Consider the following 25763-nt stretch of genomic DNA (forward strand, 5'->3'; position numbering starts at 1 on the left):
CAGAGAAGTAGCGTCGCTACGGTAGCATCGCTACCTTATTGCGAAGGATCCTGATGCTGGAACGGTTAACGAGGTTTGTTGTCGGCGCACCGCGACTGGTCTTGGGGGCGGCATTGTTGGTGGCAATCGCCGCCGCGGTGTTCGGTCTCCCGGTTGCCAGGCACCTTGCCGCGGGTGGGCAGCAGGACCCGACGTCCGAATCGGCGCGGGTGGCCCAGATTCTCGTCGACAAGTTCGGTATCAGTGATCAGTCGCTGGTCTTGATGCTGAGCAGTGGCCAGGGCGCAAAGGCTCCTGCCGTGGCCAAGGTCGCCGGCGAATTGGAAGCCGAGCTGCGCCGTTCCGGTGTGGTGCTGAATTTGACGTCCGCATGGAGTGCGCCGCCCCCGGTCGCGGCTCAGTTGTTCAGCAAGGACGGCAAGTCCGGGATGATTGTGGCGGGCCTGATCGGCGGAGAGAACGACGCGCAAAAGCACGCCGGCACGCTGATCAAAAGCCTCGGACACGATCGCGACGGGGTCTCGGTGCGCGCCGGCGGCATGGCCACCGTCTACGGCCAGATCACTAAGCAGACCGAGCGCGACCTGATGACCATGGAATTGATCGCGATACCGGTGACTTTCGTTGCGCTGGTGTCGATTTTCGGTGGTCTCAACGCGGCGCTCCTACCGCTGGTGGTGGGCTTGTTCTCGATCTTTGGGGCGATGTCCGTGCTGCGCGCGCTGACCTATTTCACCGACGTGTCGATCTTCTCCCTCAACCTGACCATCGCGATGGGGCTCGGGCTGGCTATCGACTATTCACTGCTGATCATCAACCGGTATCGAGAAGAGGTCGCCTCCGGGATGAGTCGAGACGAGGCGCTGGTGTTGACCATGCGCACGTCGGGGCGGACCGTGTTGTTCGCCGCCCTGACCGTGGCGCTGGCGCTGGTTTCGCTGGTGCTTTTCCCGATGTACTTCCTCAGGTCGTTCGCGTATGCCGGAGTGGCGGTAGTGAGCGTGGGCGCGGTGGCGGCGCTGGTGATCGTTCCCGCGGTCATCACGCTGCTCGGCGATCGCATCGATGCCCTCGACATCCGTCGGCTCCTGCGACGGATCACGCGCCGTCCAGAGCCCGTTATCCGGGACATCACCGAGACGTTTTGGTACCGGATCGCCAAACGTGTTATGGCACATGCCATTCCGATAGCCGTGGCAATAGTCGCCGCGCTGCTCTTTCTGGGACTGCCGTTTCTCAGCGTAAAGCTCGGCTTTCCCGACGATCGGACACTGCCAACGTCGGCGTCGGCCCGCCAAGTGGGGGACGAAATGCGGACCAATTTCAACAACGACGACGCCACGAACCTCTCCGTCATCGTCGAGCATGTGACGGGGCCCGCGGGCCAACAGCTGGACGGCTACGCCGCCGAGCTCTCGCGCGTGCAAGGGGTTGCCAGCGTATCGGCGCCAACCGGTGCCTACGTCAACGGAAACAAGGCCGGCCCGGCGGCGATGCAAACCGGAATCAAAAACGACACGGCGCTTTTCACCGTGCAGACCAAGGTCGAGCCGTATACGGCGGCCGCCGAACGCCAGCTCGATGCCCTGCACGCTATACCGGCGCCCGGGGGCGCACATCCGATGATCGGCGGTGGCGCGCAACTGGACCGCGATGCCGTTAACGGCATACTCTCTCGGCTGCCGTGGGTGCTGGGCGTCATCGCCGTCGTGACCTTCGCACTGCTGTTCATGCTGACCGGCTCGGTGGTGCTGCCGCTAAAAGCGTTGGCTCTCAACGTTATATCCCTGACGGCGACGTTCGGGGCCCTGGTGTGGATATTCCAGCAAGGCCACCTCGGTGCGTTGGGCACCGCGCCCACCGGGACGATCACCTCGAACATGCCCGTTCTGATGTTCTGCATCGCCTTCGGACTGTCGATGGACTACGAGGTATTTCTGATGTCCCGCATTCGGGAGTATTGGATGAACTCGGGCCGCACCCGGGCCGACAACGACGAATCGGTCGCGCTGGGTGTGGCCCGCACCGGCCGCGTGATCACCGCCGCCGCCGTGATCATGTCGATCTCATTCGCCGCGCTCATCGCCGCACAAGTCTCGTTCATGAGAATGTTCGGGACCGGCCTGACCATCGCAATCCTGATGGACGCCACCATCATACGAATGCTGCTGGTGCCCGCCTTCATGAGGATCTTGGGCCGGCTCAACTGGTGGGCACCCCCGGCTTTGGTGCGCTGGCATGCCCGCTGGGGGATCACCGATGAGCCGCTCGAAGAAAACGCCTATGCATCCTGAAACGCGTCGGCAACGCCTGCCCCGGGGATCGGGCGGTCAGCTGCGTGAGCAAATCATCGACACGGCAACGGAACTCATCATCGCGTCGGGAGACACCAAGGCACCCTCGACGCGAGAAGTAACCCGGGCGCTGAACATCTCCGCCCCTTCGCTCTATCGGCATTTCGCCGACAAAGACGAGCTGCTCGACGCCGTGTGCGCGAAGTACTATCGCCGGCTCGGCGAGGTCATGCAAGACGCCGCGCGCGACCTACCGACCCCACTGGAACGATTGCATGCCCTGGGCATCGCCTACGTGCAATTCGCGGTCGCGACACCGCTGATGTATCGGGTGGCTACCGGCGCTCCGCCACGGCGGGGAAGCGACTTCGACGAGACGCTCATCAGCTCGGCCTTCGTCCACCTGCAAGACACCGTGCAGGAACTCATCGACCAAAAGTTGTTCCCGCCAGGTGATTCCGTCGCACCCGCGCTGCAGCTCTGGGCGGCGGCCCACGGTGTTGCGTCTCTCCTCATCACCAAGCCGTACCTCCCATGGGGGGACGCCGAAGCGTTCACGAACAACGTCCTGCGTGCCGTGTGTATCGGACAAGCGGTTGACGGTCTGGATCTCTCCGTGTTGCTTCCCCGCGGGGAATGATCTCAGCGTTTTCTCAGCGCGGTTATCGTAGGCATGCAGGAAAACCGAGGCCGGAAGGTCACTGCTAGATGAGCGACATGACGAAAGAGGCGCTGACCAAGGTCCCGGCGGTCACTCTGGGGTTCTGGGTCATCAAGATCTTGGCGACGACGCTGGGCGAGACCGGCGGCGACACCGTGACGATGACGCTGAACTGGGGCTACGTCGCGGGCGTCGTCCTCTTCGGCATCGCCCTGGTTGTCCTGGTTGCGGCGCAGATCTTCGCCCAACGCTTCCACGCGAGCCTGTACTGGGCGACGATCGTCGCCTCGACAACCTTCGGCACGACGCTGGCCGACTTCGCCGACCGGCAGTTGGGAATCGGCTACACGGGCGGATCACTTCTGCTTCTCGCCTGCCTTCTGGCCACCCTGGGGTTGTGGCGGTGGACGCAGGGAACGGTGTCCGTGAGCACCGTTTCGACGCCGAAGGTGGAGGCGTTCTACTGGGCGACGATCACGTTTTCGCAGACGCTGGGCACCGCCCTCGGCGATTGGCTCGCCGATACCCGCGGATTCGGTTACGAGCGCGGGGCATTGGTATTCACCACGGCTCTGCTCGTGGTCGTCGCCTTGTACTACTGGACCAGCGTGTCGCGGGTGACCCTGTTCTGGGTGGCGTTCATCCTGACGCGGCCCCTGGGCGCGACCGTCGGCGACTTCCTCGACAAGCCGGTCGCCGACGGCGGCTTGGCCTTGAGCCGTCCGCTGGCGTCGGCGGTCATCGCGGTCATCATCGTCGCGTTGCTCATCGTCCTGCCCCAACGCGCGGGACGTCACCCGGGCCAGGCGGAAGCCGCGCGCGAAGTAGCGTGACGACATGAGAGTCCTGCTCGTCGAGGACGAGCCACGACTGTCGGCGACTCTGGCCATGGGACTCAAGGCCGAGGGCTTCGTCGTCGTGGCGGTCGGTAACGGCGTCGAGGGCCTGCGGGAGGCCGTCGACAACAGCTTCGATGTCGTTGTCCTCGACATCATGCTCCCCGGCTACAGCGGATACGAGGTGCTGCGTCGAATGCGGGCACAGGATGTCTGGACACCGGTGCTGATGCTGACCGCGAAGGATGGCGAATACGACGAGACCGATGCGCTCGATCTCGGAGCGGACGACTATCTGACAAAACCATTTTCATTCAGGGTTCTCGTCGCGCGCCTGCGCGCATTGGTGCGTCGCGGCGCACCCGAGCGGCCCGCCGTGTTGACCGCCGGATCTCTGTCCCTGGATCCCGCGCGGCACACCGTGCAACGTGATTCGACCCCGATCACGCTGACCCCCCGCGAGTATGGGGTGTTGGAGTTCCTCATGCGCAACAAGGACACGGTCGTGACGAAGGCCGAGATATTGCGCAACGTGTGGGACGCGCACTACCAAGGTCCCGACAACGTTGTCGAGGTCTACGTGGGGTATGTGCGCCGCAAGATCGACGCCCCCTTCGGCACGAACACCATCGAGACGGTCCGAGGCGTCGGTTACCGGTTGTTGTGCTGAGGCAGGGTCACGATCATCTTGGTCCCGCCGCCAGGTCGGTCGTCGACGGTGACCGTGCCGCGGTGCGCGGCGACAACCTCGGCGACGATCGCCAGGCCCAGCCCGGTTCCGCCGCCGCTGCGTGAACGGTCCGAATCCAGGCGCACGAAGCGTTCGAACACCCGGGTCCGTTCGGCCGGGGCGATGCCGGGACCGTCGTCGCTGACGACCAGGGTTGCGCTGCCGTTGAGGCTGCCGACTTCGATGGCGATTCGCGAGTTCGCATGGCGGACAGCGTTATCCACGAGGTTTCGGATCATCCGGGATAGTGCCGAGGGGTCACCGGTCAGCCGCGCGGGGCGGATATCGGTGTCGATCGTGCAGTGCGTTTCCCGGCGCAGACGAGCCGCTTCGGCCTCGGCGAGGTCATCGAGGGCCGTCTCCTCCCTGCGCAGCACCAGGCTGTGCTCGTCGGCGCGGGCCAGCAACAGCAGATCGTCGATCAGCGTTCGCATCCGTTGCGCCTCGGGAAGCAGGGTGTTGACCGCCAACTCGGCATTGAGGAGCTCGGGGTGAGCTTCGGCGACCTCCAATCCGGAGATGATGGTTGCCAGCGGGCTGCGCAGTTCATGCGAGGCGTCGCCCAGGAACCGTTTTTGCGCGCGGTGGCCGGCTTCGATGCGCGACAGCATCTCGTTCATCGTGAGGGCCAGAGCCGCGATCTCGTCGCGACTGCTGGGCACGGGCACCCGTTCGGCCAAATCGGACGTCGAGATTTCGGCCACCCTACTTCGGATCGCGTCCACTGACTGCAGTGAGCGGCGGACGAGCCAGTAGGTCGCGGCGGCTGCCACCGCGATGATGATCGGGGCGCCGCAAGCCAACAGCAGCGCGACCACCCGTGCGGTCGCCTCGACTGCCTCGCTGCCGCCTCCGACGAGCACCGTGTATTGACCGGATGGAGTGTCGACCCGTTGACCGCTGATGCGCATGTCGTCGTGGGGCACCGCATCGTCGGGCATGCCGCGGCGCAAATTGGAGTCGAACCCGCTAATGGGCAGGAGTGGTGTTTGCGGTGCAGACCCGGATCGCCTTATCACCTTGCCGTCGGGAGCGATCACTTGGATTGCTACCACGCGCTGATCGGTGGTCAAAAGGTCGCTGTCGAGCTCGTTGAGCGAATTGGTCTGCAGCACCTGCGCAATGTCGCGGACTCTGCCGGCGCTGGCGTCGTCGACACCCGCCAACAACGACCGGTACAGGATGGCGTCCAAACCCGCGCCCGCAAAAGCAAGTCCCACCAAGACGACGATCGCCGATACCGCGGCTGAGCGAGCGGGGATGCCCAAGTTGCGGGGGTGCACCGATCGCAGGAACCCCATGCGCCGAAACGGGCGGAGCGCAGACATCCACACAGTCTGATTCTGCAGCGCGGGCCCGCCGAGCTCAGGGACCTTCTCAGCGGGCTCTCAGCGTCCCGCTCCTAGCCTGGCGCTCCATGTTGAGGAGATCAGCGCCAAGGCCGTCAAGGGCAGGTCACGCAGCGAGGGAGGGCAGCGATCGATGAATGTCGAGCAATTCCGGCGGGTGCTCGCCGAGCTTCCCGGTGACATGCCGATCATTGTCGAGGATTCCAAAATGGGCTGGATGGAGAACGCGGCGTGTATCTGGCGCCCTCTCATATCGATCACCGCGTCTCCGGCAACTATCTCTACCCGCGCTACGAGGACGGCGCTGACAACTGTGAGGCCCTGTTGATCAGCGGCTTCGGTCAGTCCGACGACGGCCTCCTCGAAATCACTCCGCAGCCGTCGCAACCGACGGTGATCGACGTGCCTGCGGTCAGCCAATTCGTAGGTGGCACATAGCCGTAACGAAAAGCCCGGCGAGACGATATAGGGAGAAGCCCACGTTGCCGGGGGAAAAGCAACTGACGGCGTAATCCTGTGGGAGGGGGACTGATGAGCTACCAGACGGATTCGATCTCCCGACCCGAGTCACTTGGGCCGGTCGAGTTGGGCACCGGCGATCCCGGACCCTCCGGTGTGCTGACCAAGCCACGGCTACGCGGTTGGATCCACCAGTACTGCGCTATCGCGTTTGTCATTGCGGGTATGCCGCTGGTGGCCGTGTCGTGGGCGGCGGTATCCAAGCGGGCCGGGCACTCGACCCTGACATACACGCTCGCGATAGTCGCGTTGTTTGCGGTCAGCGCCGTCTATCACCGCGTCAACTGGGAATCGGCGGTCGTCCGGAACTGGATGCGGCGGCTCGACCACTCGATGATCTTCGTTCTCATCGCCGGCAGCTATACACCGTTCGCGCGGCTGGACATGCCGCGCGGGACCGGCGATGTCGTGCTGGCGATCGTGTGGGGCGGCGCGTCAGCCGGAATAGCGCTGACATTGTTCTGGCCGACCGCCCCGCGCTGGTTGAGCTTGATGCTCTACCTGCTGCTGGGCTGGGTCGCGGTCTGGTACGCGGGAACGATCGTGCACAACGCCGGATTGCCCGCGGCGGTGCTGCTAGCCGTGGGTGGCGCGTTGTACAGCATCGGTGCGCTGTTTTACGGGCTACGCTGGCCGAGGCTCTGGCCGACGACCTTCGGCTATCACGAACTCTTCCACGCGTGCACCGCGGTGGCGGCGATCTGCCAGTACATCGCCATCTGGCTCGCGGTTTTCTAGGAGCGCTCCGCGCGAATTTAACCCCTCACTTTCAACATATAGCGCACCGGGGGGCTTGCGGCAAGACCGGGGTCATATCGCAAAATCGTTGGCCGAAGCCATAACTCACTCGGTCGGGGGTTGCGACGTGCATGTTTCGGTGGTGGTCGTCGGGGCAGGCCCGACAGGGCTCATGCTGGCGGGCGAATTGGCCTTGGGCGGCGTTGACGTCGCCGTGGTCGAGCGGCGCGCCAGCCAAGACGTGATCGGCTCGCGTTCAGGTGGTCTGCATTCACGCACGATCGAGGTTCTCGATCAGCGCGGAATCGCCGACCGATTCCTTTCCGAGGGGCAGGTAGCCCAGGTCGCCGGGTTCGCCCAAATTCGTTTGGACATCAGCGATTTTCCCACCCGGCACCCCTATGGGCTCGCGCTGTGGCAGAACGACATCGAGCGGATACTGGCGGCCTGGGTCGAGGAACTGGGCGTGCCGATTTATCGCGGACGTGAGGTGACGCGTATCGCGCAAGACGACACCGGCGTTGACGTCGAGATGGCTAACGGCCAGTTGCTGCGGGCGGAGTATCTCGTCGGCTGCGACGGAGGGCGCAGCCTGACGCGCAAAGCGGCAGGCATCGACTTTCCGGGTTGGGATCCGACAACGAGCTATCTGATCGCCGAGGTCGAAATGGCCTTCGAGGCAGACCAACCGCCGGAATGGGGCATCCGCCACGACGCCCTCGGCGTTCATGCGCTGGCGGACGGAAGCCCGGCTCGGGTCATGGTGACCGAGCGGCACCTCGGACCAAGCGGCGAACCCAACTTACGCGATCTGAGCGAGGCACTTATCGCCGTGTACGGAACGGACTACGGGATCCACAGTCCCACTTGGATTTCCAGGTTCACCGATGCGACACGTCAGGCCGCGGCCTACCGCGACCGGCGCGTCCTGTTGGCCGGCGACGCCGCGCATGTACATCACCCGGTAGGGGGACAGGGACTGAACACCGGCGTGCAGGATGCGGTGAACCTGGGATGGAAGCTGGCGCAGGTGATCAAGCAGACGGCGCCCGATAGCCTCCTCGACACCTACCATGCCGAACGGCACCCGGTCGCGGCGCGCGTGCTGCGCAACACCATGGCGCAAATCGCGCTCCTTCGCCTCCTCGATGACCGGACCAAGGCCCTGCGCGACGTCGTTTCCGAACTCCTCAGCCTCGACCAGGCCCGCCGCCGATTCGCCGCGATGATGTCCGGCCTCGACATCCACTACGACCTCGGCGAGGGCCACCCGCTGCTCGGGCGCCGCATGCCCGATCTCGACCTCGTGACCGCCAACGGCCCGACGCGGGTTTTCGCCCTGCTCCACGACGCCCGTCCGGTGCTACTCAACCTCGGCGCGCCCGGTGATGTCGACATCGCGCCATGGGCCGATCGAGTCCAATTGGCCGACGCCAAATACGTTGGGGATTGGGAGCTTCCGGCGCTCGGTGCGGTTCCCGCCGCGCCCGCGATGTTGATCCGGCCCGACGGACATGTCGCCTGGGTGGGTGACCGGGCCGGGCCCGAGCTCGCCGACGCGCTCACCACCTGGTTCGGCGCGCCTGCTGCACCGATCTAACGGGTGCTTTCGTCCGGTAGGTCGTGGCGCGACTGATGCGCACCCGGGGCGTCCGGATCCTCGTCCTGATGGTCCAGCTTCTCCTGCAGGTCACGCTGCTCCTCGGTCGCCTTCCGGGCGTCCTTGGGCGGCGTCGGTGGGGTGCCGTGGCTTTCGCGTGCCATGGGAGATCTCCTTCCGATCTGACCGGCTCATCGGCCTTTCAGGCTGCCGATCCGAAGCGAATAGTCGGTGCGTTTGGGCGGCGCGCTGTCCTCGACGTCCTCGACGTAGCTTTCGGGATCGCGATCGGTGATCGGTAGTCCCTTGGTGGTGGGATGGCGCACCATGAACTCGCTGTACTGCCGCCCGAGCGCTTCACGAAGGCCGATGGGGGCGTGCCGACGAAAGTCCGACAAGCCTTCGCGTTCCTCTTCGGCCATGTGGTCGTCGTTGGCTATCCGGGTGCGGCCGACGGCCGCCCACCAGGGTTCACTCCCGATCGAGGCCGCCTTCGCGTCGCGCACGCCGTCGCGAATGTCGTTGTGGTCGCCGATGGCGTCGAGCGTCTCGCCTTCGGGATCGTCGGCGCCGCGCTTGAGCAATTGCGGGTAGAAGATCTTCTCCTCGATGTAGGCATGCACGTCGAGCTTGTCGGCAAGCGGTCGCCACACCCGCTCGATTGCGCGATGGTCTTCCGGCGTCTGCGCCTGCAGGTCGTCCAGCCTGGCGAATTGTTCGCGGAACCAATTGTGGTCGGCGAGGATCAATTCGGTGATGTCAGCCACTCCTACCATGCTGGCAGAAGCAGTCAATCCGTTCTAGCGTCAATCGAGCGGACCCAACAATTGACCATGCGAGGTGTCCTGATGCATCCGTTCCGCAAGGCAGTCGAGGAGCGCGACGAGGCGGCCATCCACGCGATGCTGGCCGATACCGTGGTGTTCACCAGCCCGGTGGCCTTCAAGCCGTATGTCGGCAAGCCGATAACCGCGGCGATCCTGCGCGGAGTGTTGCGGATCTTCGAGGACTTTCACTACATCCGCGAAATCAACGACGCCAACGGTCACGACCACGCGTTCGTGTTTGAGACGACGGTGGCGGGCAAGAAGATCACCGGTTGCGATTTCCTGCACTTCAACGAGGACGGTCTGATCGACGACTTCATGGTGATGGTGCGGCCGCTGTCCGGTGCGACCGCGCTGTCCGAGGCGATGGGCGCTCAGTTCGAACGGATCCAACAGGAAGCCATCGAACTCGCCTGAATCAACTCGGGCGGTGAGCATCTCGGCGCAGCCGCACCGCCCGACTCACCGCCGTTGCCAGCGCCAGGACGGCCATCACGCCGAGAATCGTCGCGGAGACGCCCGACCCTACCGTCGCCAAGATCAAGGGCAGGCCAAAGCCGACATACGTCAGCACATAGAACACTCCGACGAGCGCACCCCGGATGCGTTGCGGCGCCGCGGCTTCCAGGTCGATCAAGCCCTCGCGCAAACAGAGTCCGGACGCGCACCCGAGGACCACGAACAGCGGCAGGCCCAAGGCCAGCGATATTGTCGGCGGGGCGGCCGCCGTGACCGCGTAACCGAGCGCGGCCAGCGCGGCACCGGTGGTGCCGGCGTGTGGGCCCCAGCGAAACACACGCGCCAACACCTGGATTAGCCCACTGACGCCATTCACGACCAGCGTCGCGGCGCCCACGGCCATCGGAGCGGCGAGCCCGGTGTGTACCCGGGTAGGGATCGCGATGAACCCCAACGTCGCCGAGGCGAACACCCACGGCGCCAGGGGCATGGCCCAACTCAGCGCCCACGCGGTCCCCTGCCGTGCTACCTGCGACGGCTCCCAGCCCCGTGCCGTTGCTGGCGGCGTCGCGCCCGTGCGCCGCACCGCCACCACGGTGATGGCCATCGCCAGCACGACAATCGCGGCGGCGAGCCCGAACGACACCCGCACGCCGGGCTGTCCGGCCCGCGCGATCACACCCGCGGCGAACGGGCCGATGGCGAAACCCAAGAGCAACACAGCGCCCGCTGTGGCCGCACCCGCGGGACCCTTCAGATCGGACGCCCACGCGGTGCAGGAACTCATCAACAGACCCACACCGATCCCGACGATCAACCGTCCCACCAGCAATACGTCAGGGTGCTGCGAAACCAGCATCGCCAAAGTGCCCGCAATGGCGGATGACGAGCCCGCCAGCGCCACCGACTGACGCCCGAGCGCGTCGGATACCCGGCCGCCGACGAGCAGTCCGGGCAGCAATCCCAGCGCGTAGATTCCGAAGATCGCGTCGAGCCTGGCCGCGTCGAGGTGTTGGCGCTCGCCGATCAACGGCATCAGCGCGACGAAGTGGTTGGCCACCCAGCCCGTGGACAGCAAGAGAACCAGCACGCCGGTGAACACCGCCCGGGTTTCGTCGGACCCGCGGCGCTGGTCACTGACTGCGATAGGCGGAGGCCGGCCGGTGCGCACATCCGACGAGATCACTGATTTTTCCTCCCCACGGTCATGCGCTCGCTGCCGGGCCGACAAACGGTAGAAGACGACGGCGCCCCGACTGTTATTCCCACTGAGCCGAAGGTTGCACGGGCCGCGGCGCCCACCCGATCCCGTTGGATCGACGCATCCCGCGCGCGCCCGCAAACGCGCCCACCGGCTAGCGCAAACCTCGCCGCCGCGTTTGAAACCAGCCGAATTGGTGTACAGACACCACTACAAGCAATCCAGGAGGGCAAATGACAAAGCAAATTGCGGCCGCCACGATCGCGCTCGCTGCCCTGCTGTCCGGGGCGTGTTCAGCCTCACAGATCATCAACACCGGCGGCGACACGAAGTGCAAAGACTTCACCACTCAGGACGAGAAGAAACAGAACGACGAAGTCACCAAGATGCTCAAGGACAAGAACGGGACTGACCCGAGCAATATTGAGATCTCGGCGACTCGGCTGTCGGCGTTGACGTACTGCCAGACGGTGGGCAAGCCGGACACCAAGATCTCCGAGGCGCCGCACGGCTGACGGCGGCAGCGCGGCCCGCCTTGGGCGTTCTCGAGCGTCGGATGGTGCGATAGCGCAGCTCGCCCAATATTTCAGGCCGGCACCGACCGGCGCCCGGCCAGTCGCTGGTTGGCATAGACACGGCCCTTGTCGCGATCACCCATCACGATGCCGGCGATGTCCGCCAACCTTGCGATGCGTCCACCACCACCCCACGTGCCGTCGGGAATCTCGTTGGCGAACACCCAGATACGCAACGGGTCGCGGTCGTAACGCCCGTCCTCGGCATCCAGGATTGCCGCGGTGACCGCGGCGACCATGCTCGCCCGGCGATCGTCGTCGAACTGGCCTTCTGGCACCGACGCGATCACTCGGTAGTGCGGCATCGCGGGCCGTTGACCGGCGTGCAGTACGGCCGCGGGGCGATGCAACCACACCTTGGCCAAGTCCCGAGCTGCCGGATTGGCGGGGTCCGCGCCTTCGTGCTCAAGCAGAACGTCGGTCAGCGTGGCCAAGAGCTCGTCCTCCACGTGAGCAGGCAACGCACCGTCGGGGATGTACGCATCCAGCATGGGCATATCGCAGGCCTCCAGTTCGCGAGCAAAGCTCTGGATTTACTTTCACAACGCAGCATAATGGACCCTGAGTTGCAAAGTCAAACCCTGCTATGCTGGGGTCGTGTCCGCGGTCCGAGATGGGTATAGCGCCGAAAACTGCTCAGTGAAACGGGCGCTCGACATTGTCGGAGAGAAGTGGACACTGCTGGTGTTACGGGAAGCCTTCTACGGAGCGCGGCGTTTCGAACAGTTTCAGGCCCACGTCGGGTGCGCCCGCAATCTGCTCAGCGAACGCCTCAACACACTGGTCGAATCGGGAGTGATGGAGCGCGTGCCCTATCGAGAACCCGGGCAACGCGAACGCCACGAATATCGCCTCACCGACAAGGGCCTTGATCTGCAGGCCGCCATCATCGCGTTGATGCAGTGGGGCGATCGCTGGGAGGCGGACCCCGACGGCCCGCCCGTCGAGATCATCCACCGCGATTGCGGGTACCCGGTCGAGCTGGTTATGCGCTGCAGCCATGACGGCGTACCGGTCACCGCGCGAGACTTACGGCCCAGGCCCGGGCCCGGCGCCCGCCCGGCGGTGCAAGCATGACCGACGAATTGGGCGTTAGCCACCGCGATATTTTTCGCGCGCAGAACGGATCGACCAATGCGCGACGCTGATCAGCCTAGTCATCGTGCGTAGGTCACGATGGCCGAGCCGCAAGCCGGGGTGCGAAACACGTTGGAGTGAGCCCCCTTCCGCATTCCAAAGCGCAACGGGCGGTCGCGCAGCGCTGAGCTTGGCCTAATTGATCGTCAGGTCGCCGGGTAGCTCGTCGCCCAGCAGGGCCTCCGCGAGCAACTCACCGAGCAGCGGCCCGAACTTCATGAGGTTGCTGCCGACGAACGCCACGACCCGGCCACGGCGTGCGGCGGTCCACCCGTCGCCGAGGGAGTCGAGCCACGGGGCGCGAACGGTGAAGCAATCCACCCGGCCCACCGGGTGCAGCGACGGAAACAGCGTCCGCACGGTCGCCGGATCCGGCACCTCCTGGCCGAAGGCCCACTGGCCGGTGCTGCCGAGCGGCAACCCGTAACCCTCGGCAGCGGAAAGGCACGCGGCGCCAACGGCGTCGGCACCCTCGTAAGTGAAGCGAACGTGCGGGCCGAACTCGACCCCGAGCGGTCCGAACAGCGCCGGCGTCTCTACCCCGGCGCAAATGAGCACCCGCTCGGCCCGCACCACGGTGCCGTCGGTGAGTGCCGTCGTGCCGTCGTCACCGACCGACGCCACCTCGCCGTGGTGAATGGGGACCCGCCGTGCGACGGCGCCCAGCGCGCGGCGGATGCGCAGGCTCCCGCCGAGCGGGTCGAACACTCCGGTCTCCCACGGCGCCGCCACAAACGGGATTCGCGCCTCGATCCCGCGGCGGTCCAGCCAGGCGAATGCCGCCCCGGCCTCGGTCATGGCCGCCGCGGTGTCATCGGGGGCGGCGACGGAGATGAAGCCTTCCGAGCCGAGCAGCCGCCCCGCGCCCAACTCGGCCTCCCAGCGCTGCCAACCCACCCGGGCCTTCATCGCGAGCTCGCACAGCAGCGGACGCCGGTGCGCGATGCGGAAGATCCGCGCCAGCCCAGCGGACTGCCCGGCGAACGGTTCCCCGCGCTCGAACACGATCGCGTCTTCCCCGCGCCGCGCGAGCTCGTAGGCGGCCGCAAGTCCGCATATTCCCGCGCCGATCACGACGATCACGTGTTCAATGTTGACCATGTTGCGTCGCGGTGCTGCGGCGGGGGCGCCGACCTTGCCCGTCGATCTCTACGGCAAAGAGACGCTGCTGAGGCCGGCCGAAACCTACCGCCAGATCCGCGATGCGGGGGCCGTGGTATGGCTGCCGAAGCACCGACTCTGGGTCATGGGCCGCTATCGCGATGTGCGCCAGGCGCTTAGCGATGACGAGACTTACTGCAGCGGCAACGGCGTGGCCGCCAATCCGGTGACCAACGTGCTGACCGCGGGCACCACGCTCGCCAGCGACGGCGAAGCTCACTCCAAGCGGCGGCGCGTATTGCTGCAATCCCTCTCGGCCAAGGCACTTTCCGAAATCGAGCCGGTTCTGCAAGCCGAGGCGACGGCGATCGTCGACCGGCTATGCGATAGCCCGGAGTTCGACGGGGTATCCGATTTCGCCGCCTATCTGCCGATCCGGGTGGTCGCGGATCTCGTCGGCGTCGACCTCGACCACCGCCGCATGCTGAAATACGGCCGCGGCGGGTTCGACGTATTGGGCCCGACTAACACCCGCACCGTCAGGGCAGCGCCGGTGGGACTGAGTTTTTGGCGCTATGCGCGATCGATCCGCTCCGAGAGTGTCAAGCAAGGCGGATGGGCGGAGTCGGTCCTCGCGGCAGGACAGGCCGGCACGTTGACGCTGTCGGAAGCCAAGGCCATGGTGATCGACTTCATCGGTCCGAGCCTGGACACAACGATCCTGGCGTCCGCGCAACTGCTGTGGAGCCTGGGCACCCAACTCGAGGTATGGGAGGAGCTTCGGCACAACCCCGAGCTGGTGCCCGCCGCCGCGGTCGAAGCCGTTCGCCTCGGCTCACCGGTGCGCGGCTTCACGCGAATGCTGAAGAAAGACACCGAGATCGACGGCACTCCATTGCGTCGTGGTCAACGAGTCGCACTGCTCTACGCGTCAGCCAACATGGACGAGACACAATTCGAACAACCCGAGGTCTTCTCCTTGCACCGCAAGGGAGCCAACCTCGGATGGGGCTTCGGCGCCCACGCCTGCGTGGGCATGTATCTATCCAAGATGGAGATGCACGCGCTGCTGCGAGCGATGATTCCCAAAGTCACACGGATCCAGGTTGACCAGCCTGTGCGGCTCTTGAACAACACGTTGCAGGGCTTCGAATCGCTGCGCGCGAGCTTCAGCCGGAGCGCGGCCTAGAAGAAAAATCCGGCGTACGGCGTTTCGGCCACCGCGAACAGCCGATCAGCGGCCGCGAGTGCCGCGGGATCGTCGGCCCGTGCCAGCCCGGCGACGGCCAGACCGCGCCAGGTGGCGCCGCCGAGCAGAACGGCGGCGAGCCCCTCGACACCGACGTGCACTTGGGCGGGCCGATTCGTTGGCTCCGCGCCGTGGCCCGCGATGGCGAAGTTGGCCGAATTATGCTGCAGCAGCTGGTCATTGACGGCGATGGTGACGGCGTCGTCGCCCACGTACCGGCGGGCTGCCAGCGCCTTCTCGGCATGGATTACGCGCAACCACGTCTCGTCATGCACCGCCGAAATCTTCATGGCCCGCCGGTCGACCAGTAGCCAGGGCAGCGGATCGTCGACCGGCAGCATCCAGAACATCACGCGGTCGACGAGATCGAGGCCGAGCAGGAAACGCAGCAGCCCCAGGTACGCGTCGGGGGTGGGCGCGAAGAAATCTTCGACCACGACGGTGCGCTGATCGCTGACGAACCACCTTTCGGTGTCGACCGGACGGTAGCGGATGAAGCCGGACTCGGCTCCCGGATCGCCCGATACCGCGACATACGCGGGGCCCGAGGACGATTCGGTCCGCAGCCGCAAACTCTCCCACCACACGTCCGGGCGATCGATGGTTCCCGCCCGCGACGGACGATTCTCGGCGTAGATCCGCGGCAGGACGTCAAATGTTTGCGCAGTGTCGAGGAGGCGCACCGGGGCGCCGGGGCCGACGCCCGGTCGCAGCGCTGCCCGCGCCGTCTGAACCTCGACGGTTTGCGATGAACTCGCCACGCCGTAGCCGTAGCGCTCGTAGATCGTCGCCTCCGATGCGCGCAACGTTGCGACCACCTCACCCCGCGCCGCGATGTCGCGCAGCTGGTGATCCATGAGCGCGGTGGCGATGCCTTTGCGCGTGAACGACGGCAGCACACCGATGTGGGAGACGGCGGCGTGGCCGACGACCGCCCCGCCGGGAAGGGTCAGCCCGCTCGTCACGGCGTCCGCGGTGCCGACGAGTTGTCGTGCGGCGAACGCCCCGACGGTGCGCCCGGGCTCGAGCAGCTTGCTGATCTGGCCGGGCTGCAAATTCGGCAGCGGAGGGAAGCCGACCATCGCCGTGCGAAACAGGTTGGCCGCGGCGACGAGGTCGTCCTCACTGTCGAGGACGCGGATCTCGTAGGTCATCCGGCCATCATGTCTCGCAGCGCGGGTTAACGGATCGGCAGCCCCGTCAACGCCCGCGAGATCACCAGTCGCTGAATCTCACTGGTCCCCTCGAAAATGGTGAAGATCTTCGCGTCGCGGTGCATCCGCTCCACCGGGTAGTCGCGGGTGTATCCATTACCGCCGAGGATCTGGATCGCCTCGTCGGTGACGTAGACCGCGGTCTCGCTTGCCACCAGCTTGGCCATCGACCCCTCGGCCGAGTCGAAGTTCTGGTTGTTGCGCGCCATCCAGCCGGCCCGCCACACCAGCAGGCGAGACGCGTCGATGCGGCTCTTCATGTCCGCCAGCTTGAAAGCCACCGCCTGGAATTCGCCGATCTTGCGCCCGAATTGCTCGCGCTGGCAGGCGTATTCGAGGGCGTACTCGTAGGCGGCCCGGGCCACGCCGATGGCCATCGCGCCGACGGTGGGCCGAGTTCGCTCGAAGGTCTTCATCGCCGCCTGGCCACCCGCGGAGGCGCCGGACTTGACCCGCGCGACGCGGGCCTCGAACTTCTCCCGGCCGCCGAGGATCGCGTCCTCGGGCAGACGCACGTTGTCGAGCACCACCTCGGCGGTATGCGAAGCGCGGATCCCATGCTTTTTGAACTTCTGCCCCTGGGCCAGACCCGGGGTGTCCGGCCCGATGACGAAGGTGGCCTGGCCGCGCGCGCCGAGCTCGGGATAGACCGACGCCACCACGATGTGCACGTTGGCGATGCCGCCGTTGGTCGCCCAGGTCTTGGTGCCGTTGAGGACCCACTCGCCGGCCGCCTCGTCGTAGTGCGCACGACTCCGGATGGCGCCGACGTCGGACCCCGCGTCGGGTTCCGACGAGCAGAACGCGCCGAGCTTGGGATCCTCAGGCGTGCCGAACATTTCGGGCAGCCAGCGGCCCAGCTGTTCGGGAGTTCCGTTGCCCGCCAAGGCCGCCGCGGCCAACCCGGTGCCGAGGATGGACAGCGCGATACCCGCGTCGCCCCAGAACATCTCCTCGAACGTGGTCAGAAATCCCAGCCCGGTCGGCTCGGCGGCCTGCTGCGCGAAGAAATCGGGGGAGTAGAGGCCCACCTTGGCGGCCTCCTGGATCACGGGCCATGGGGTCTCTTCGCGTTCGTCCCATTCGGCCGCGGCGGGCCGGATGACTTCGCTGGCGAACTTGTGCACCCAGTCTCGGACCTCGATGACGTCGTCGCTCAGTTGTAGTGAAAAGGTCACGGCTTGCTCCTGAAATATGTTGTGGTCAACGGTTTTTGCGGTTCGTGTATTGCGCTAGGACGCTGACCGTCTGGTTGACCCAGGCCTCGAAGTAACGGTCGTCGTCGATGTTTCCGGGAGAACGGCCGGTCAGGGCCTGCAGCGTTGCGGCGTAGGAAAGCGACCCGATTGCCACGGCCGCGGCCGCCTCGGGGTCCGGGATACAGGTGCGGCCGGAGCGATTTGACGCCGCCAATTCGTCGGCGAAGCGCTGGTAGGCGTTGTCGGTGATGACCTGCCACGTCTTTTTCTCGAGATCGCCGACCTCGGCGGGCTCGCGCAACATGACCTTGAGCAGATCCTCGCTTTCGCGCAGGTTGCTCCAGATCAGCTCGCCCGCCGTGCGCACCGCCTCCTCGACGCTGCCCGACTGCCCGGCGTCGTACTGCTCTCGCGCGGCCACGATGCTGTCGATCCGGTACGCGACGGCGGCCTCCAGCAGCTCACGCTTCGAGCCGAAGTGCTTGTAGAGCGCACCCGAACCCGGGGCGAGGCCGGACGCGCGCTGAATGTCGGCCACCGAGGTCGCCGCGTACCCCTTGGCGGCAAACAGCTTCAGCGCCTCGCCCAGCAGACGGTCGCGTCCCGATGGAGGCATGGTGAGAGAGTACTCACTCACCTAGTGCCGAGGCAAATGACCTCGTCAGCCGGCCCGGCGACGGCTAGCTCACCGAGAAACCACCGTGGATCGCGAGCGCCTTGCCACGCCATCCTTTCGCGCCGTACCGCCGTCGCTACTATCGTCCACGACATCGACCGGGCACTTCGCGGGCAATAGAGGGAGCCTGATATTCGCGTTTTTCGTCATATGCGGCTCCCGATGCGCGTGCTGTCGCTGCGCACGATCGTCATCGTGGCCGCGCTATCGGTGATGACCCTCGTCGTCCTCCTCGGCCTGTGGGTGTGGATCGGCGTCACCAACGACCAGTACAGCCAGCTCGACCGCCGGCTGGATTCGGTGACCAGCCTCGGTGATATCAATTCGCTGCTTAACAGCGCACAGCTCACCAACCCCGATCGGCCCATGCCGGATGGAAACCTGGTGCGCACCGCGCGCATCGGGGATACGACCGTGTCGGTGCCGGGCAATATCGTCCTGCCCCAACTCCCGAACGGATACGCCAACACGACCATCAACGGCGTGCAATACCGGGTCCGCACCTTCACCGCGGGCCCGGCATCGATCGCGCTTGCGGCGCCGTTGGCCGAAGCTCAACATCGCATCGACGAACTGCACCTGAGGGTGTTGTTGATCTGTTCGGGCGTCATCGGCGGGACGATCCTTGTCGGCTGGGTGATCTCGTTGATCATGGTCAATCCTTTTCTGTTGCTCGCCCAGCAGGCCCGCGCCATCAATGCCCAATCCAGCCCCGACGAGGTTCAGGTCCGCGGCGTTCGGGAGGCGGTGGAGATCGCCGAAGCGGTCGAGGGCATGCTGGCCCGCATCGGCAACGAGCAGCAGCGCACGAAGGCGGCGCTCGAATCGGCCCGCGATTTCGCCGCCGTCGCCTCCCACGAACTGCGCACTCCACTGACCGCCATGCGCACCAACCTGGAGGTGCTGTCCACCTTGGAGTTGGGCGCCGAACAGCGCAAAGAGGTGATCAGCGACGTCATACGCACCCAGAGCCGGATCGAGGCCACCCTGACGGCACTCGAACGACTGGCCCAGGGCGATCTGACCACCGTCGATGACTTCGTTCCGTTCGACATCACCGAACTACTGGACCGGGCCGCACACGACGCGCTGCGCATCTACCCAGGCCTGCAGGTATCGCTGGTGCCCTCGCCCACAGTGCTGATGGTCGGGTTGCCCACGGGCCTGCGACTAGTGATCGACAACGCCATCGCCAACGCCGTCAAGCACGGTAGCGCCACCGAAATCCAGCTCAACCTAACCAGTTCCGGCGACGGCGTGGAAATCGCCATCGACGACAACGGCACCGGCATTCCCGAAGAAGAGCGCGCCGCGGTGTTCGAACGCTTCTCCCGCGGGTCGACGGCGTCGCGCTCTGGGTCCGGATTGGGGCTGGCGCTCGTCGCCCAGCAGGCCGAATTGCATGGCGGCAAAGCGTCTTTGCACGCGAGCCCGTTGGGTGGGACACGACTTCTCGTGACGTTGGCGGGTGACGGGCGGGGTCCGGCCTAGAGCGAATATGCTTCGGGCGCAATAGTTACGACTATGTAACAGCGCATTTGAGTGCGGCGATTCGCCGCAAATAGACGAACCAAAAGATTTGCATTCGCTATGCGCACGGCTTGCCGAGTTGCCGCCCGCGCGGCGCGCCACCTACCTTCGAACCGGGGAGTCAGCCGTTTCAGTGCAGGCCATGAACTCTTCGCGCCTGTTGTAATCACCAGTGCGCCAAGCATTTACAGTGCAGTCCGCGTCAGGAAGGACCGATGCAGCACACCGACGAGGTCGCCCAACCGGTCGTCGAAGACGAACCCGTAGGACGCCGGTTGAGACAGATTGTTCGCTACGACGTGCCGTCGTCGCTGGTGGTTTTCCTAGTAGCGCTCCCGCTGTCGTTGGGTATCGCGATCGCTTCTAACGCGCCGGTGCTTGCCGGCTTGATCGCCGCGATAGTGGGGGGAATCGTTGCCGGCGCGATAGGGGGGTCCGCGCTTCAGGTCAGCGGTCCAGCCGCGGGGCTGACGGTCATCGTGGCCGACCTGATCGCTGAGTTCGGCTGGGGTGTCACGTGTTTGATTACCGCGGCGGCCGGCGTCTTGCAGGTGTTGTTGGGGCTCAGCCGCGTTGCGCGTGCCGCGCTCGCTATCTCGCCGGTCGTCGTGCACGCGATGCTGGCCGGTATCGGAATCACGATCGCGCTGCAACAAACGCACGTGTTACTCGGCGGCGAATCCAAAAGCTCGGCGTGGGCCAACGTCAGTGGCCTACCATCGCAGATTCTCGGTGCGCACCGGCCGGGCGTCATTCTCGGCGTACTCGTGATCGCAATTCTGGTCGCATGGCGTTGGGCTCCACCCCGACTGGCCCGCATCCCCGGACCGTTGGTCGCCATCGTGACGGTGACCATCGTTTCGGTGGTTTTGCCGTTCGACGTGCCCCGCATCGAACTCGAGGGTTCGGTCCTTGAGGCATTGCAACTCCCGACGCTGCCTCACGGAAACTGGGGAGCCGTCGCAATCGGCGTCATCACCGTCACGCTCATCACCAGCGTGCAGAGCCTGCTCACCGCCGTTTCGATCGACCGGATGCACAATGGGCCGCGCACCGACTTCGACCGCGAGCTGATCGGTCAGGGCGCGGCCAACCTGGTGTCGGGCGCAATCGGCGGCCTAGCTATAGCCGGGGTAATCGTCCGTAGCGCGGCCAACGTCAACGCGGGCGCGAAGACCCGCGCCTCGACGATCCTGCACGGAGTCTGGGTCCTCCTGTTCGCCTTGCCGTTCGCGGAGGTGGTCGAGCAGATTCCCACGGCGGCGCTGGCCGGCTTGCTCATCGTCATCGGGATCGAGCTGCTCAAGCCCGCGCACGTCGAGAACGCCCTTCGCAACGGGGACATCGCCGTCTACCTCGTGACCGCGGTGTGCGTCGTCTTTCTCAACCTGCTGCACGGCGTGCTGATCGGGCTCATCGTGGCCATCGTCCTGACCGGTTGGCGGGTGATACGGGCGCGGGTGGAGGCCGAGCCGGTGGGTGAAGAGTGGCGCGTGGTCATCGAGGGAGCATGCACGTTCCTGACCCTGCCGCGGCTAACCGGTGTGCTGGCGTCCGTCCCCGAGCGCACCACGGTCACCGTCCATCTCTTAGTCAACTACCTCGATCACGCTGCGCATCAGGCGATTTCAGACTGGCAGCGACAGCACCACGCCACGGGCGGAACGGTCCAGATCGACGGCGAGGTCGCAACGGGCCGGCGCGCTCATCGCATGCCGGTCACGTCAACGAAGAGTAGCCGCGACCGCATCCACCTGAGCTTGGTGCAGCAGGATAAGTGTCAGCTACCTTGACATATATCAGCCTGGTTGATACGAATGGAGCGATGTCTGATCCGAAACCGCCCGCCTGGCTCAAGCCGGTCAACAAGGTCATGATGGCCATGCACAGAGCCGGAATCGCGCCTGGGCCGGTGCGGGTGCTGACCGTGCCGGGCCGCAAATCGGGTGAACCGCGCAGCACGCCCGCGACTCCCTTCACGCTGCACGACGGCCTCTACGTCGTCGGTGGGTATGCGAACGCGGATTGGGTGCTCAACGCTCGCGCCGCCGGCGCAGGGACCGTCACCCGGGGCCGCAGGGCGCAGCGCGTCAGCTTCGTCGAACTCAGCGCGGAGCAGGCCCGGCCGGTATTGCGCGCGTTTCCGGAAAAGGTACCGAGGGGGGTCGGCTTCTTTAAGCGCGCAGGACTGGTCAGCCGGGGATCCGCCGACGAGTTCGAGGCCCTCGCGGGTCGATGCGCGGTTTTCAGACTCGAGCCAAACTAGCTCCGGAGGAAGGCGCTGTGGCCGCGCTGACCGTGCGATCGACGGCGGACAGTTTTACAGCGGCGTGGCCTGTTGGGCCAGGTTCAACAAGACGTAGGCAACGCAGAAAAGGAAGTTCAACACGACCAGAACCAGGCCCGCGAACAACAGCGACCGGGTGCCGTGCCGCTGCAGGCGCTTCAGCTTCGCGGCCCGCGTTTGACGATTCAGCTGTGACGCGATCAAAGCGAACCTGACGTCGGTCACTTCGTCGTCCGAGCCGGGCATGCCCGCCAGCATCTGCTGCAGCCGGTCCGGCCGCGTTCTGACGCCCACCTGCGCGAAGCGCTTGCACAGCCGCCGGGCCCCCCTGCGGCCGACAATCTGGTACTGCATCTCTAGCCGATGTGATAGCCGCCCCCACTCGCCACCGCACGGGTTCGACGGGATCGCCACAGCCGGATTCTAATTCGCTCGGGGGCTATTTCGAAGGCTCCGCGCCAATTACTTCACCGCGATCCGCGGACGCCGTCGCGGCGATCCGCTCGGCCTCGGGCAGGTCGAGGTAGCGCTCGAGATTGCGATGCATGTTGATCACCCGCCGCTCCTCGCCCGAGAGGACCAAGTGGGTGAAGCCGGGTTGGTGCAAGCCGCGCTGCAAGCCCGGCAGCACGCGGATGTCCTGCGTTAGAACCAGGCCGGGCTCGGCATCGCCGGCGCTCATGCGGACGTCCGTCGGCTTGTTGCGCGCCGCGCCCGGCGCCATCCGCGTCATCAAGAACATGACGAACTCGCCGTGGTCCGGGTCCGGCCCGGGTCGCGAGCACATGATGGTCAGGTGGTCGGCGTTGGCCAGCAGCGTCATGTTGGGGAACACGTTGTACTGGTGCAGCCGAGTGATCCGGTCGGTGTCGGCCCAGTCGAGATCGACACCGCGGGATGCCGCGAACGCCCGCGTGCGTGCCGCGATCAGGTCCTGCACCGTCTGTCCGGGCTGGAGTTCATCGGCGGGGAAGGGCGTGCCTTCGGCCGCGCCCATGAGCGCGCCCTGCGTGTAAACGTAGGCGTCCCAAACCTCTTCATCGCTCAATGCGCCGTCGAAGCGCGGACTTTGCACACCGTAGGGCTGATCGGACTTGCCGGTATGACCCCAGATCTGCTGTGGCGCATGGATGTCGTCGACGCAGCGCAGCAGTTCGGGATGCAGCGTCTGAATGTGATACGTCTCGCTGTAGCCGTCGGCAATCGTCTTCCAGTTGGCGTCGACCTCGACGGTGAGGGTGGCGTAGCAGCGGAAGTCGCCCAGGTTGCACCAGGCGATGTCGTCGGGCACCGACTCCAGGTAGTCGATCAGCGGTATCGCGTTGACGTCGAGGTTGACGAAGACGAGGCCCTCCCAGGTATCGACCCTGGCCGGTATCAACGGGAAGTCCGACATGCGCAGCGCGCCGAATCCCTTGCGGTTGGGCACCCGCTTGAGCGCGCCGGCGAGGTCCCACGTCCAGCCGTGATAGCCGCACTTCAGCTCGCGCAGTCCGGAACCCGAGCCGGCGCAGATCGAGTTGCCGCGATGGCGACAGACGTTCTGGAAGGCGCGGAGCACACCGTCGTCACCGCGGACGATCAGTACTCCGTACGGCCCGCAGCGGTAGTCGAAATAGTCGCCCGGCTCCGCGACGTGGTCGAGCATGCAGGCGACCTGCCAGACTTTCGGCCACATCCGTTCGATCTCGAGCGCGGCGAAGGCCGGAGAGTAGTAACGCTCGGCCGGCACCAGGGTCGGGCCTTCCGGCGGGATGCCGATCGCATCCTCGTCGCGGGTGCGGGCCGGGTTGCCGGCGACCACTTTCACGCGCCGGGCCCTAGCGCGCTCCCCGAACCAGGCGACCGGGACGGGCGCCGGTGTCGACGTCGTGGCGCCGGGTCACCGTTCCGCTGACGATCGTGGCCGCGTATCCGGTCGCGCCCTGCAGGATGCGGTGCCCGCCGGCGGGCAGGTCGAAGGCCATCGCCGCGGGGTGCAACCTCAGCGCGTCCAGGTCGATCACGTTGATGTCGGCCTTCTTGCCGGGCTCGATCGTGCCACGATCGGTGAGTCCGAAAAGGTGTGCGGTATCGCGGGATTGCTTGCGGATCACGTATTCCAACGGCAACTTCTCGCCCCGGCTGCGGTCGCGCGCCCAGTGCGTCAGCAGGAACGTCGGGTAGGAGGCGTCGCAGATCATCCCGCAGTGCGCGCCGCCGTCGGAGAGCCCCAGCACCCCGGCGGGATGCAACAACATCTCCCGGATCGCCTCGCAGTTGCCCTCGGCGTAGTTGAACAGCGGCAGCATCAGCATGGCGGTCGCGTTCCGCTCGAGCATCAGGTCGTACAGGGTCGACAGCGGGTCCTCGCCGCGAGCTGTGGCGATCGCCGCGACGGTGCGGTCGGGGGTGGGCTCGTAGTCGGGCGGGTCGCCGAGCGCGTAGAGGCGGTGCAGGGAGTGCTGCACCAGGGCGAACATGCCGTCGAACAGCAGGGTGGGGTCGGCGGGCAGGTCGTCCTCCGACAGGATCGCGGCCTTCACCGCGGGATCGGCCAGGCGCTGGGCGAGTTCCTCGCGGCCGCACTCGGCCTGCAGCCGGCGATAGGTGGGCCGGTGGCTGAAACCGTGATGGCCCTGGAAACCGATCATCATGCCGAACGGGCGCGCCGCGACCTGTGGGTGCAACCGGCTGCCCGCGGCGTGCGCGTCCGCGGAGAGGTCCAGCATTTCGCGCCACAGTTTCGGATCGGCGTCCACCTGGATCAGGGCGAACGACACCGGCCGGTCGATCTCGGCGCCCAACCGCCGCATCCAGTCCAGTTCCTTCTTCGGGGCAACGATGTCCTCGCCCGCGGATCCCTGCGGGGCCAGCTCGAACACCGCCTGACCGCCGGCGGCCATGGCGCGGCCCAGGCCGAACAATTCTTCCTCGGCCGCGAATGTTCCGGGCACGGGTTCGCCGTCCATCGCACGGTGGCCCATCGTGCGCGACGTGGAGAATCCCAGCGCACCGGCTTCGATCGCCTCTGTGACCAGCCGGCCCATCGCCTCGATGTCGTCGGGGGTGGCCGGCTCGTTGCGGGCGCCCCGCTCACCCATCGCGTAGGCGCGGATGGCGCCGTGGGCTACCTGACTCCCGACGTCGATCGCGAACTTCTGCTTGCCGATCGCGTCGAGATATTCGGGATAGGTCTCCCAGCCCCAGGTGATGCCCTCGGTCAGCGCGGTGCCGGGGATGTCCTCCACGCCCTCCATCAACTCGATCAGCCACTGCTCGGTGCCGGGCCGCACCGGCGCGAAGCCGACGCCGCAGTTGCCGGTCACAATCGTGGTGACGCCGTGGCCGCTGGACGGCTCCAGCAGGCTGTCCCAGCTCACCTGGCCGTCGTAGTGGGTGTGGATGTCGACGAAGCCAGGGGCCACGACATGACCTGTCGCGTCGATGGTTTCGGCGGCCTCACCGCCCATTTCGGCGTCGCTGTGTCCGCGGCGGACGACGTCGACGATCACGCCATCCTTGATGCCGATGTCGGCGCGAAAGCGATCCGCGCCGGTGCCATCGACGACGGTGCCACCGGTGATCTTGAGGTCGAACAC

The 25763-nt window shown here is 65.9% G+C and carries 26 protein-coding genes; 14 read left to right on the plus strand and 12 right to left on the minus strand.

Features of this window, described 5'->3' with window-relative positions; all coding sequences use genetic code 11:
- Window positions 1-53 precede the first annotated feature (53 nt).
- The 4 genes from A5747_RS00075 (at window position 54) to A5747_RS00090 (ending at window position 4461) form a co-directional block, all read left to right on the plus strand.
- On the plus strand, window positions 54-2294 hold the full coding sequence (locus tag A5747_RS00075; protein WP_076121231.1) for an MMPL family transporter: 2241 nt from the start codon (window positions 54-56) through the stop codon (window positions 2292-2294).
- Window positions 2284-2934 carry a TetR/AcrR family transcriptional regulator gene (locus A5747_RS00080; RefSeq protein WP_076121233.1) on the plus strand — a complete coding sequence of 217 codons (651 nt, stop codon included), beginning with the start codon at window positions 2284-2286 and terminating at the stop codon, window positions 2932-2934. Before A5747_RS00075 ends, A5747_RS00080 begins: the two co-directional genes overlap by 11 nt.
- Before the next feature lie 68 nt (window positions 2935-3002).
- Window positions 3003-3788 carry a hypothetical protein gene (locus tag A5747_RS00085; RefSeq protein ID WP_076121236.1) on the plus strand — a complete coding sequence of 262 codons (786 nt, stop codon included), beginning with the start codon at window positions 3003-3005 and terminating at the stop codon, window positions 3786-3788.
- Between the two features lie 4 nt (window positions 3789-3792).
- Window positions 3793-4461: a response regulator transcription factor gene (locus A5747_RS00090; protein ID WP_076121238.1), complete on the plus strand. Its 669-nt coding sequence runs from the start codon at window positions 3793-3795 to the stop codon at window positions 4459-4461.
- Here the strand turns inward: A5747_RS00090 and A5747_RS00095 are convergent.
- Window positions 4443-5822: an ATP-binding protein gene (locus A5747_RS00095; protein ID WP_076121239.1), complete on the minus strand. Its 1380-nt coding sequence runs from the start codon at window positions 5820-5822 to the stop codon at window positions 4443-4445. The two genes, A5747_RS00090 and A5747_RS00095, sit on opposite strands and share 19 nt — an antisense overlap.
- Before the next feature lie 279 nt (window positions 5823-6101).
- Between A5747_RS00095 and A5747_RS00100 the strand changes: the two genes are divergently transcribed.
- The 3 genes from A5747_RS00100 (at window position 6102) to A5747_RS00110 (ending at window position 8727) form a co-directional block, all read left to right on the plus strand.
- Window positions 6102-6308 carry a hypothetical protein gene (locus A5747_RS00100; protein WP_076121241.1) on the plus strand — a complete coding sequence of 69 codons (207 nt, stop codon included), beginning with the start codon at window positions 6102-6104 and terminating at the stop codon, window positions 6306-6308.
- 93 nt (window positions 6309-6401) lie between these two features.
- Complete coding sequence (locus A5747_RS00105; protein WP_076121244.1) at window positions 6402-7127, plus strand: hemolysin III family protein; 726 nt, start codon at window positions 6402-6404, stop codon at window positions 7125-7127.
- A gap of 127 nt (window positions 7128-7254) precedes the next feature.
- Entirely contained in the window at window positions 7255-8727 is a 1473-nt protein-coding gene (locus A5747_RS00110; RefSeq protein ID WP_255376681.1) for an FAD-dependent monooxygenase, read from the plus strand.
- Here A5747_RS00110 and A5747_RS25170 read toward each other — a convergent pair.
- The gene (locus A5747_RS25170; protein WP_175611253.1) at window positions 8724-8891 is read right to left on the minus strand and encodes a hypothetical protein; all 168 of its coding nucleotides are present in this window, start codon (window positions 8889-8891) and stop codon (window positions 8724-8726) included. The two genes, A5747_RS00110 and A5747_RS25170, sit on opposite strands and share 4 nt — an antisense overlap.
- Before the next feature lie 27 nt (window positions 8892-8918).
- Window positions 8919-9494 carry a hemerythrin domain-containing protein gene (locus tag A5747_RS00115; RefSeq protein ID WP_076121247.1) on the minus strand — a complete coding sequence of 192 codons (576 nt, stop codon included), beginning with the start codon at window positions 9492-9494 and terminating at the stop codon, window positions 8919-8921.
- A gap of 81 nt (window positions 9495-9575) precedes the next feature.
- Between A5747_RS00115 and A5747_RS00120 the strand changes: the two genes are divergently transcribed.
- Window positions 9576-9971, plus strand: a complete 396-nt coding sequence (locus tag A5747_RS00120; RefSeq protein WP_076058827.1) for a nuclear transport factor 2 family protein — start codon at window positions 9576-9578, stop codon at window positions 9969-9971.
- Window position 9972: 1 nt separating this feature from the next.
- Here the strand turns inward: A5747_RS00120 and A5747_RS00125 are convergent, their stop codons facing one another.
- Window positions 9973-11199, minus strand: coding sequence for an MFS transporter (locus A5747_RS00125; RefSeq protein WP_076121249.1), 1227 nt, complete (start codon window positions 11197-11199; stop codon window positions 9973-9975).
- Window positions 11200-11447: 248 nt separating this feature from the next.
- Between A5747_RS00125 and A5747_RS00130 the strand changes: the two genes are divergently transcribed.
- Entirely contained in the window at window positions 11448-11729 is a 282-nt protein-coding gene (locus A5747_RS00130) for a hypothetical protein (protein ID WP_076121250.1), read from the plus strand.
- Window positions 11730-11800: 71 nt separating this feature from the next.
- On the opposite strand, the gene A5747_RS00135 is transcribed toward A5747_RS00130, so the two are convergent.
- Window positions 11801-12280 carry a hypothetical protein gene (locus A5747_RS00135; RefSeq protein WP_233147903.1) on the minus strand — a complete coding sequence of 160 codons (480 nt, stop codon included), beginning with the start codon at window positions 12278-12280 and terminating at the stop codon, window positions 11801-11803.
- 106 nt (window positions 12281-12386) lie between these two features.
- Between A5747_RS00135 and A5747_RS00140 the strand changes: the two genes are divergently transcribed.
- Window positions 12387-12866 carry a helix-turn-helix domain-containing protein gene (locus A5747_RS00140; RefSeq protein WP_076121263.1) on the plus strand — a complete coding sequence of 160 codons (480 nt, stop codon included), beginning with the start codon at window positions 12387-12389 and terminating at the stop codon, window positions 12864-12866.
- Between the two features lie 195 nt (window positions 12867-13061).
- On the opposite strand, the gene A5747_RS00145 is transcribed toward A5747_RS00140, so the two are convergent.
- Window positions 13062-14009: an FAD-binding oxidoreductase gene (locus A5747_RS00145; RefSeq protein WP_076121595.1), complete on the minus strand. Its 948-nt coding sequence runs from the start codon at window positions 14007-14009 to the stop codon at window positions 13062-13064.
- 16 nt (window positions 14010-14025) lie between these two features.
- On the opposite strand from A5747_RS00145, the gene A5747_RS00150 reads away from it, so the two are divergent.
- The gene (locus tag A5747_RS00150) at window positions 14026-15216 is read left to right on the plus strand and encodes a cytochrome P450 (RefSeq protein ID WP_076121264.1); all 1191 of its coding nucleotides are present in this window, start codon (window positions 14026-14028) and stop codon (window positions 15214-15216) included.
- Here A5747_RS00150 and A5747_RS00155 read toward each other — a convergent pair.
- The 3 genes from A5747_RS00155 to A5747_RS00165 are packed head-to-tail and all read right to left on the minus strand — an operon-like array spanning window position 15213 to window position 18305.
- Complete coding sequence (locus A5747_RS00155; protein ID WP_076121266.1) at window positions 15213-16430, minus strand: GNAT family N-acetyltransferase; 1218 nt, start codon at window positions 16428-16430, stop codon at window positions 15213-15215. The genes A5747_RS00150 and A5747_RS00155 overlap by 4 nt on opposite strands.
- Window positions 16431-16456: 26 nt before the next feature.
- Window positions 16457-17668, minus strand: coding sequence for an acyl-CoA dehydrogenase family protein (locus tag A5747_RS00160; RefSeq protein WP_076121268.1), 1212 nt, complete (start codon window positions 17666-17668; stop codon window positions 16457-16459).
- A 25-nt stretch (window positions 17669-17693) separates the two neighbouring features.
- Window positions 17694-18305, minus strand: a complete 612-nt coding sequence (locus A5747_RS00165) for a TetR/AcrR family transcriptional regulator (protein WP_076121270.1) — start codon at window positions 18303-18305, stop codon at window positions 17694-17696.
- Window positions 18306-18527: 222 nt separating this feature from the next.
- Here A5747_RS00165 and A5747_RS00170 point away from each other — a divergent pair, with 222 nt between their 5' ends.
- The 3 genes from A5747_RS00170 to A5747_RS00180 all read left to right on the plus strand — a co-directional run bounded on the left by A5747_RS00170 (window position 18528) and on the right by A5747_RS00180 (window position 22161).
- Window positions 18528-19856 (plus strand): sensor histidine kinase KdpD, encoded by a 1329-nt coding sequence (locus A5747_RS00170; protein WP_076121597.1) that lies wholly within the window; start codon window positions 18528-18530, stop codon window positions 19854-19856.
- Between the two features lie 254 nt (window positions 19857-20110).
- Window positions 20111-21688 carry a SulP family inorganic anion transporter gene (locus A5747_RS00175; protein WP_076121272.1) on the plus strand — a complete coding sequence of 526 codons (1578 nt, stop codon included), beginning with the start codon at window positions 20111-20113 and terminating at the stop codon, window positions 21686-21688.
- A 32-nt stretch (window positions 21689-21720) separates the two neighbouring features.
- Complete coding sequence (locus A5747_RS00180; RefSeq protein WP_076121274.1) at window positions 21721-22161, plus strand: nitroreductase family deazaflavin-dependent oxidoreductase; 441 nt, start codon at window positions 21721-21723, stop codon at window positions 22159-22161.
- Between the two features lie 54 nt (window positions 22162-22215).
- Here the strand turns inward: A5747_RS00180 and A5747_RS00185 are convergent, their stop codons facing one another.
- Genes A5747_RS00185 through A5747_RS00195 form a run of 3 tightly spaced genes read right to left on the minus strand, consistent with a single transcriptional unit; the run spans window position 22216 to window position 25763 of the window.
- A complete protein-coding gene (locus tag A5747_RS00185; RefSeq protein WP_233147905.1) occupies window positions 22216-22596 on the minus strand; it encodes a hypothetical protein in 381 nt (126 codons plus the stop codon).
- Between the two features lie 25 nt (window positions 22597-22621).
- Window positions 22622-23992: an SRPBCC family protein gene (locus A5747_RS00190; RefSeq protein ID WP_076121277.1), complete on the minus strand. Its 1371-nt coding sequence runs from the start codon at window positions 23990-23992 to the stop codon at window positions 22622-22624.
- A 10-nt stretch (window positions 23993-24002) separates the two neighbouring features.
- Complete coding sequence (locus tag A5747_RS00195; protein ID WP_076121279.1) at window positions 24003-25763, minus strand: amidohydrolase family protein; 1761 nt, start codon at window positions 25761-25763, stop codon at window positions 24003-24005.

It is taken from the genome of Mycobacterium sp. IS-836, from assembly GCF_001954275.1.
In the GTDB taxonomy this organism is placed as follows: domain Bacteria; phylum Actinomycetota; class Actinomycetes; order Mycobacteriales; family Mycobacteriaceae; genus Mycobacterium.

Coding starts and splice junctions, on each gene's coding strand:
- A5747_RS00155 (WP_076121266.1), bottom strand. CDS start 16,430: ATGACCTACGAGATCCGCGTCCTCGACAGTGAGGACGACCTCGTCGCC.
- A5747_RS00095 (WP_076121239.1), bottom strand. CDS start 5,822: ATGGGGTTCCTGCGATCGGTGCACCCCCGCAACTTGGGCATCCCCGCT.
- A5747_RS00105 (WP_076121244.1), top strand. CDS start 6,402: ATGAGCTACCAGACGGATTCGATCTCCCGACCCGAGTCACTTGGGCCG.
- A5747_RS25170 (WP_175611253.1), bottom strand. CDS start 8,891: ATGGCACGCGAAAGCCACGGCACCCCACCGACGCCGCCCAAGGACGCC.
- A5747_RS00165 (WP_076121270.1), bottom strand. CDS start 18,305: ATGCCTCCATCGGGACGCGACCGTCTGCTGGGCGAGGCGCTGAAGCTG.
- A5747_RS00180 (WP_076121274.1), top strand. CDS start 21,721: ATGTCTGATCCGAAACCGCCCGCCTGGCTCAAGCCGGTCAACAAGGTC.
- A5747_RS00120 (WP_076058827.1), top strand. CDS start 9,576: ATGCATCCGTTCCGCAAGGCAGTCGAGGAGCGCGACGAGGCGGCCATC.
- A5747_RS00150 (WP_076121264.1), top strand. CDS start 14,026: ATGTTGCGTCGCGGTGCTGCGGCGGGGGCGCCGACCTTGCCCGTCGAT.
- A5747_RS00080 (WP_076121233.1), top strand. CDS start 2,284: ATGCATCCTGAAACGCGTCGGCAACGCCTGCCCCGGGGATCGGGCGGT.
- A5747_RS00135 (WP_233147903.1), bottom strand. CDS start 12,280: ATGCTGGATGCGTACATCCCCGACGGTGCGTTGCCTGCTCACGTGGAG.
- A5747_RS00085 (WP_076121236.1), top strand. CDS start 3,003: ATGAGCGACATGACGAAAGAGGCGCTGACCAAGGTCCCGGCGGTCACT.
- A5747_RS00075 (WP_076121231.1), top strand. CDS start 54: ATGCTGGAACGGTTAACGAGGTTTGTTGTCGGCGCACCGCGACTGGTC.
- A5747_RS00130 (WP_076121250.1), top strand. CDS start 11,448: ATGACAAAGCAAATTGCGGCCGCCACGATCGCGCTCGCTGCCCTGCTG.
- A5747_RS00090 (WP_076121238.1), top strand. CDS start 3,793: ATGAGAGTCCTGCTCGTCGAGGACGAGCCACGACTGTCGGCGACTCTG.
- A5747_RS00175 (WP_076121272.1), top strand. CDS start 20,111: ATGCAGCACACCGACGAGGTCGCCCAACCGGTCGTCGAAGACGAACCC.
- A5747_RS00170 (WP_076121597.1), top strand. CDS start 18,528: ATGCGCGTGCTGTCGCTGCGCACGATCGTCATCGTGGCCGCGCTATCG.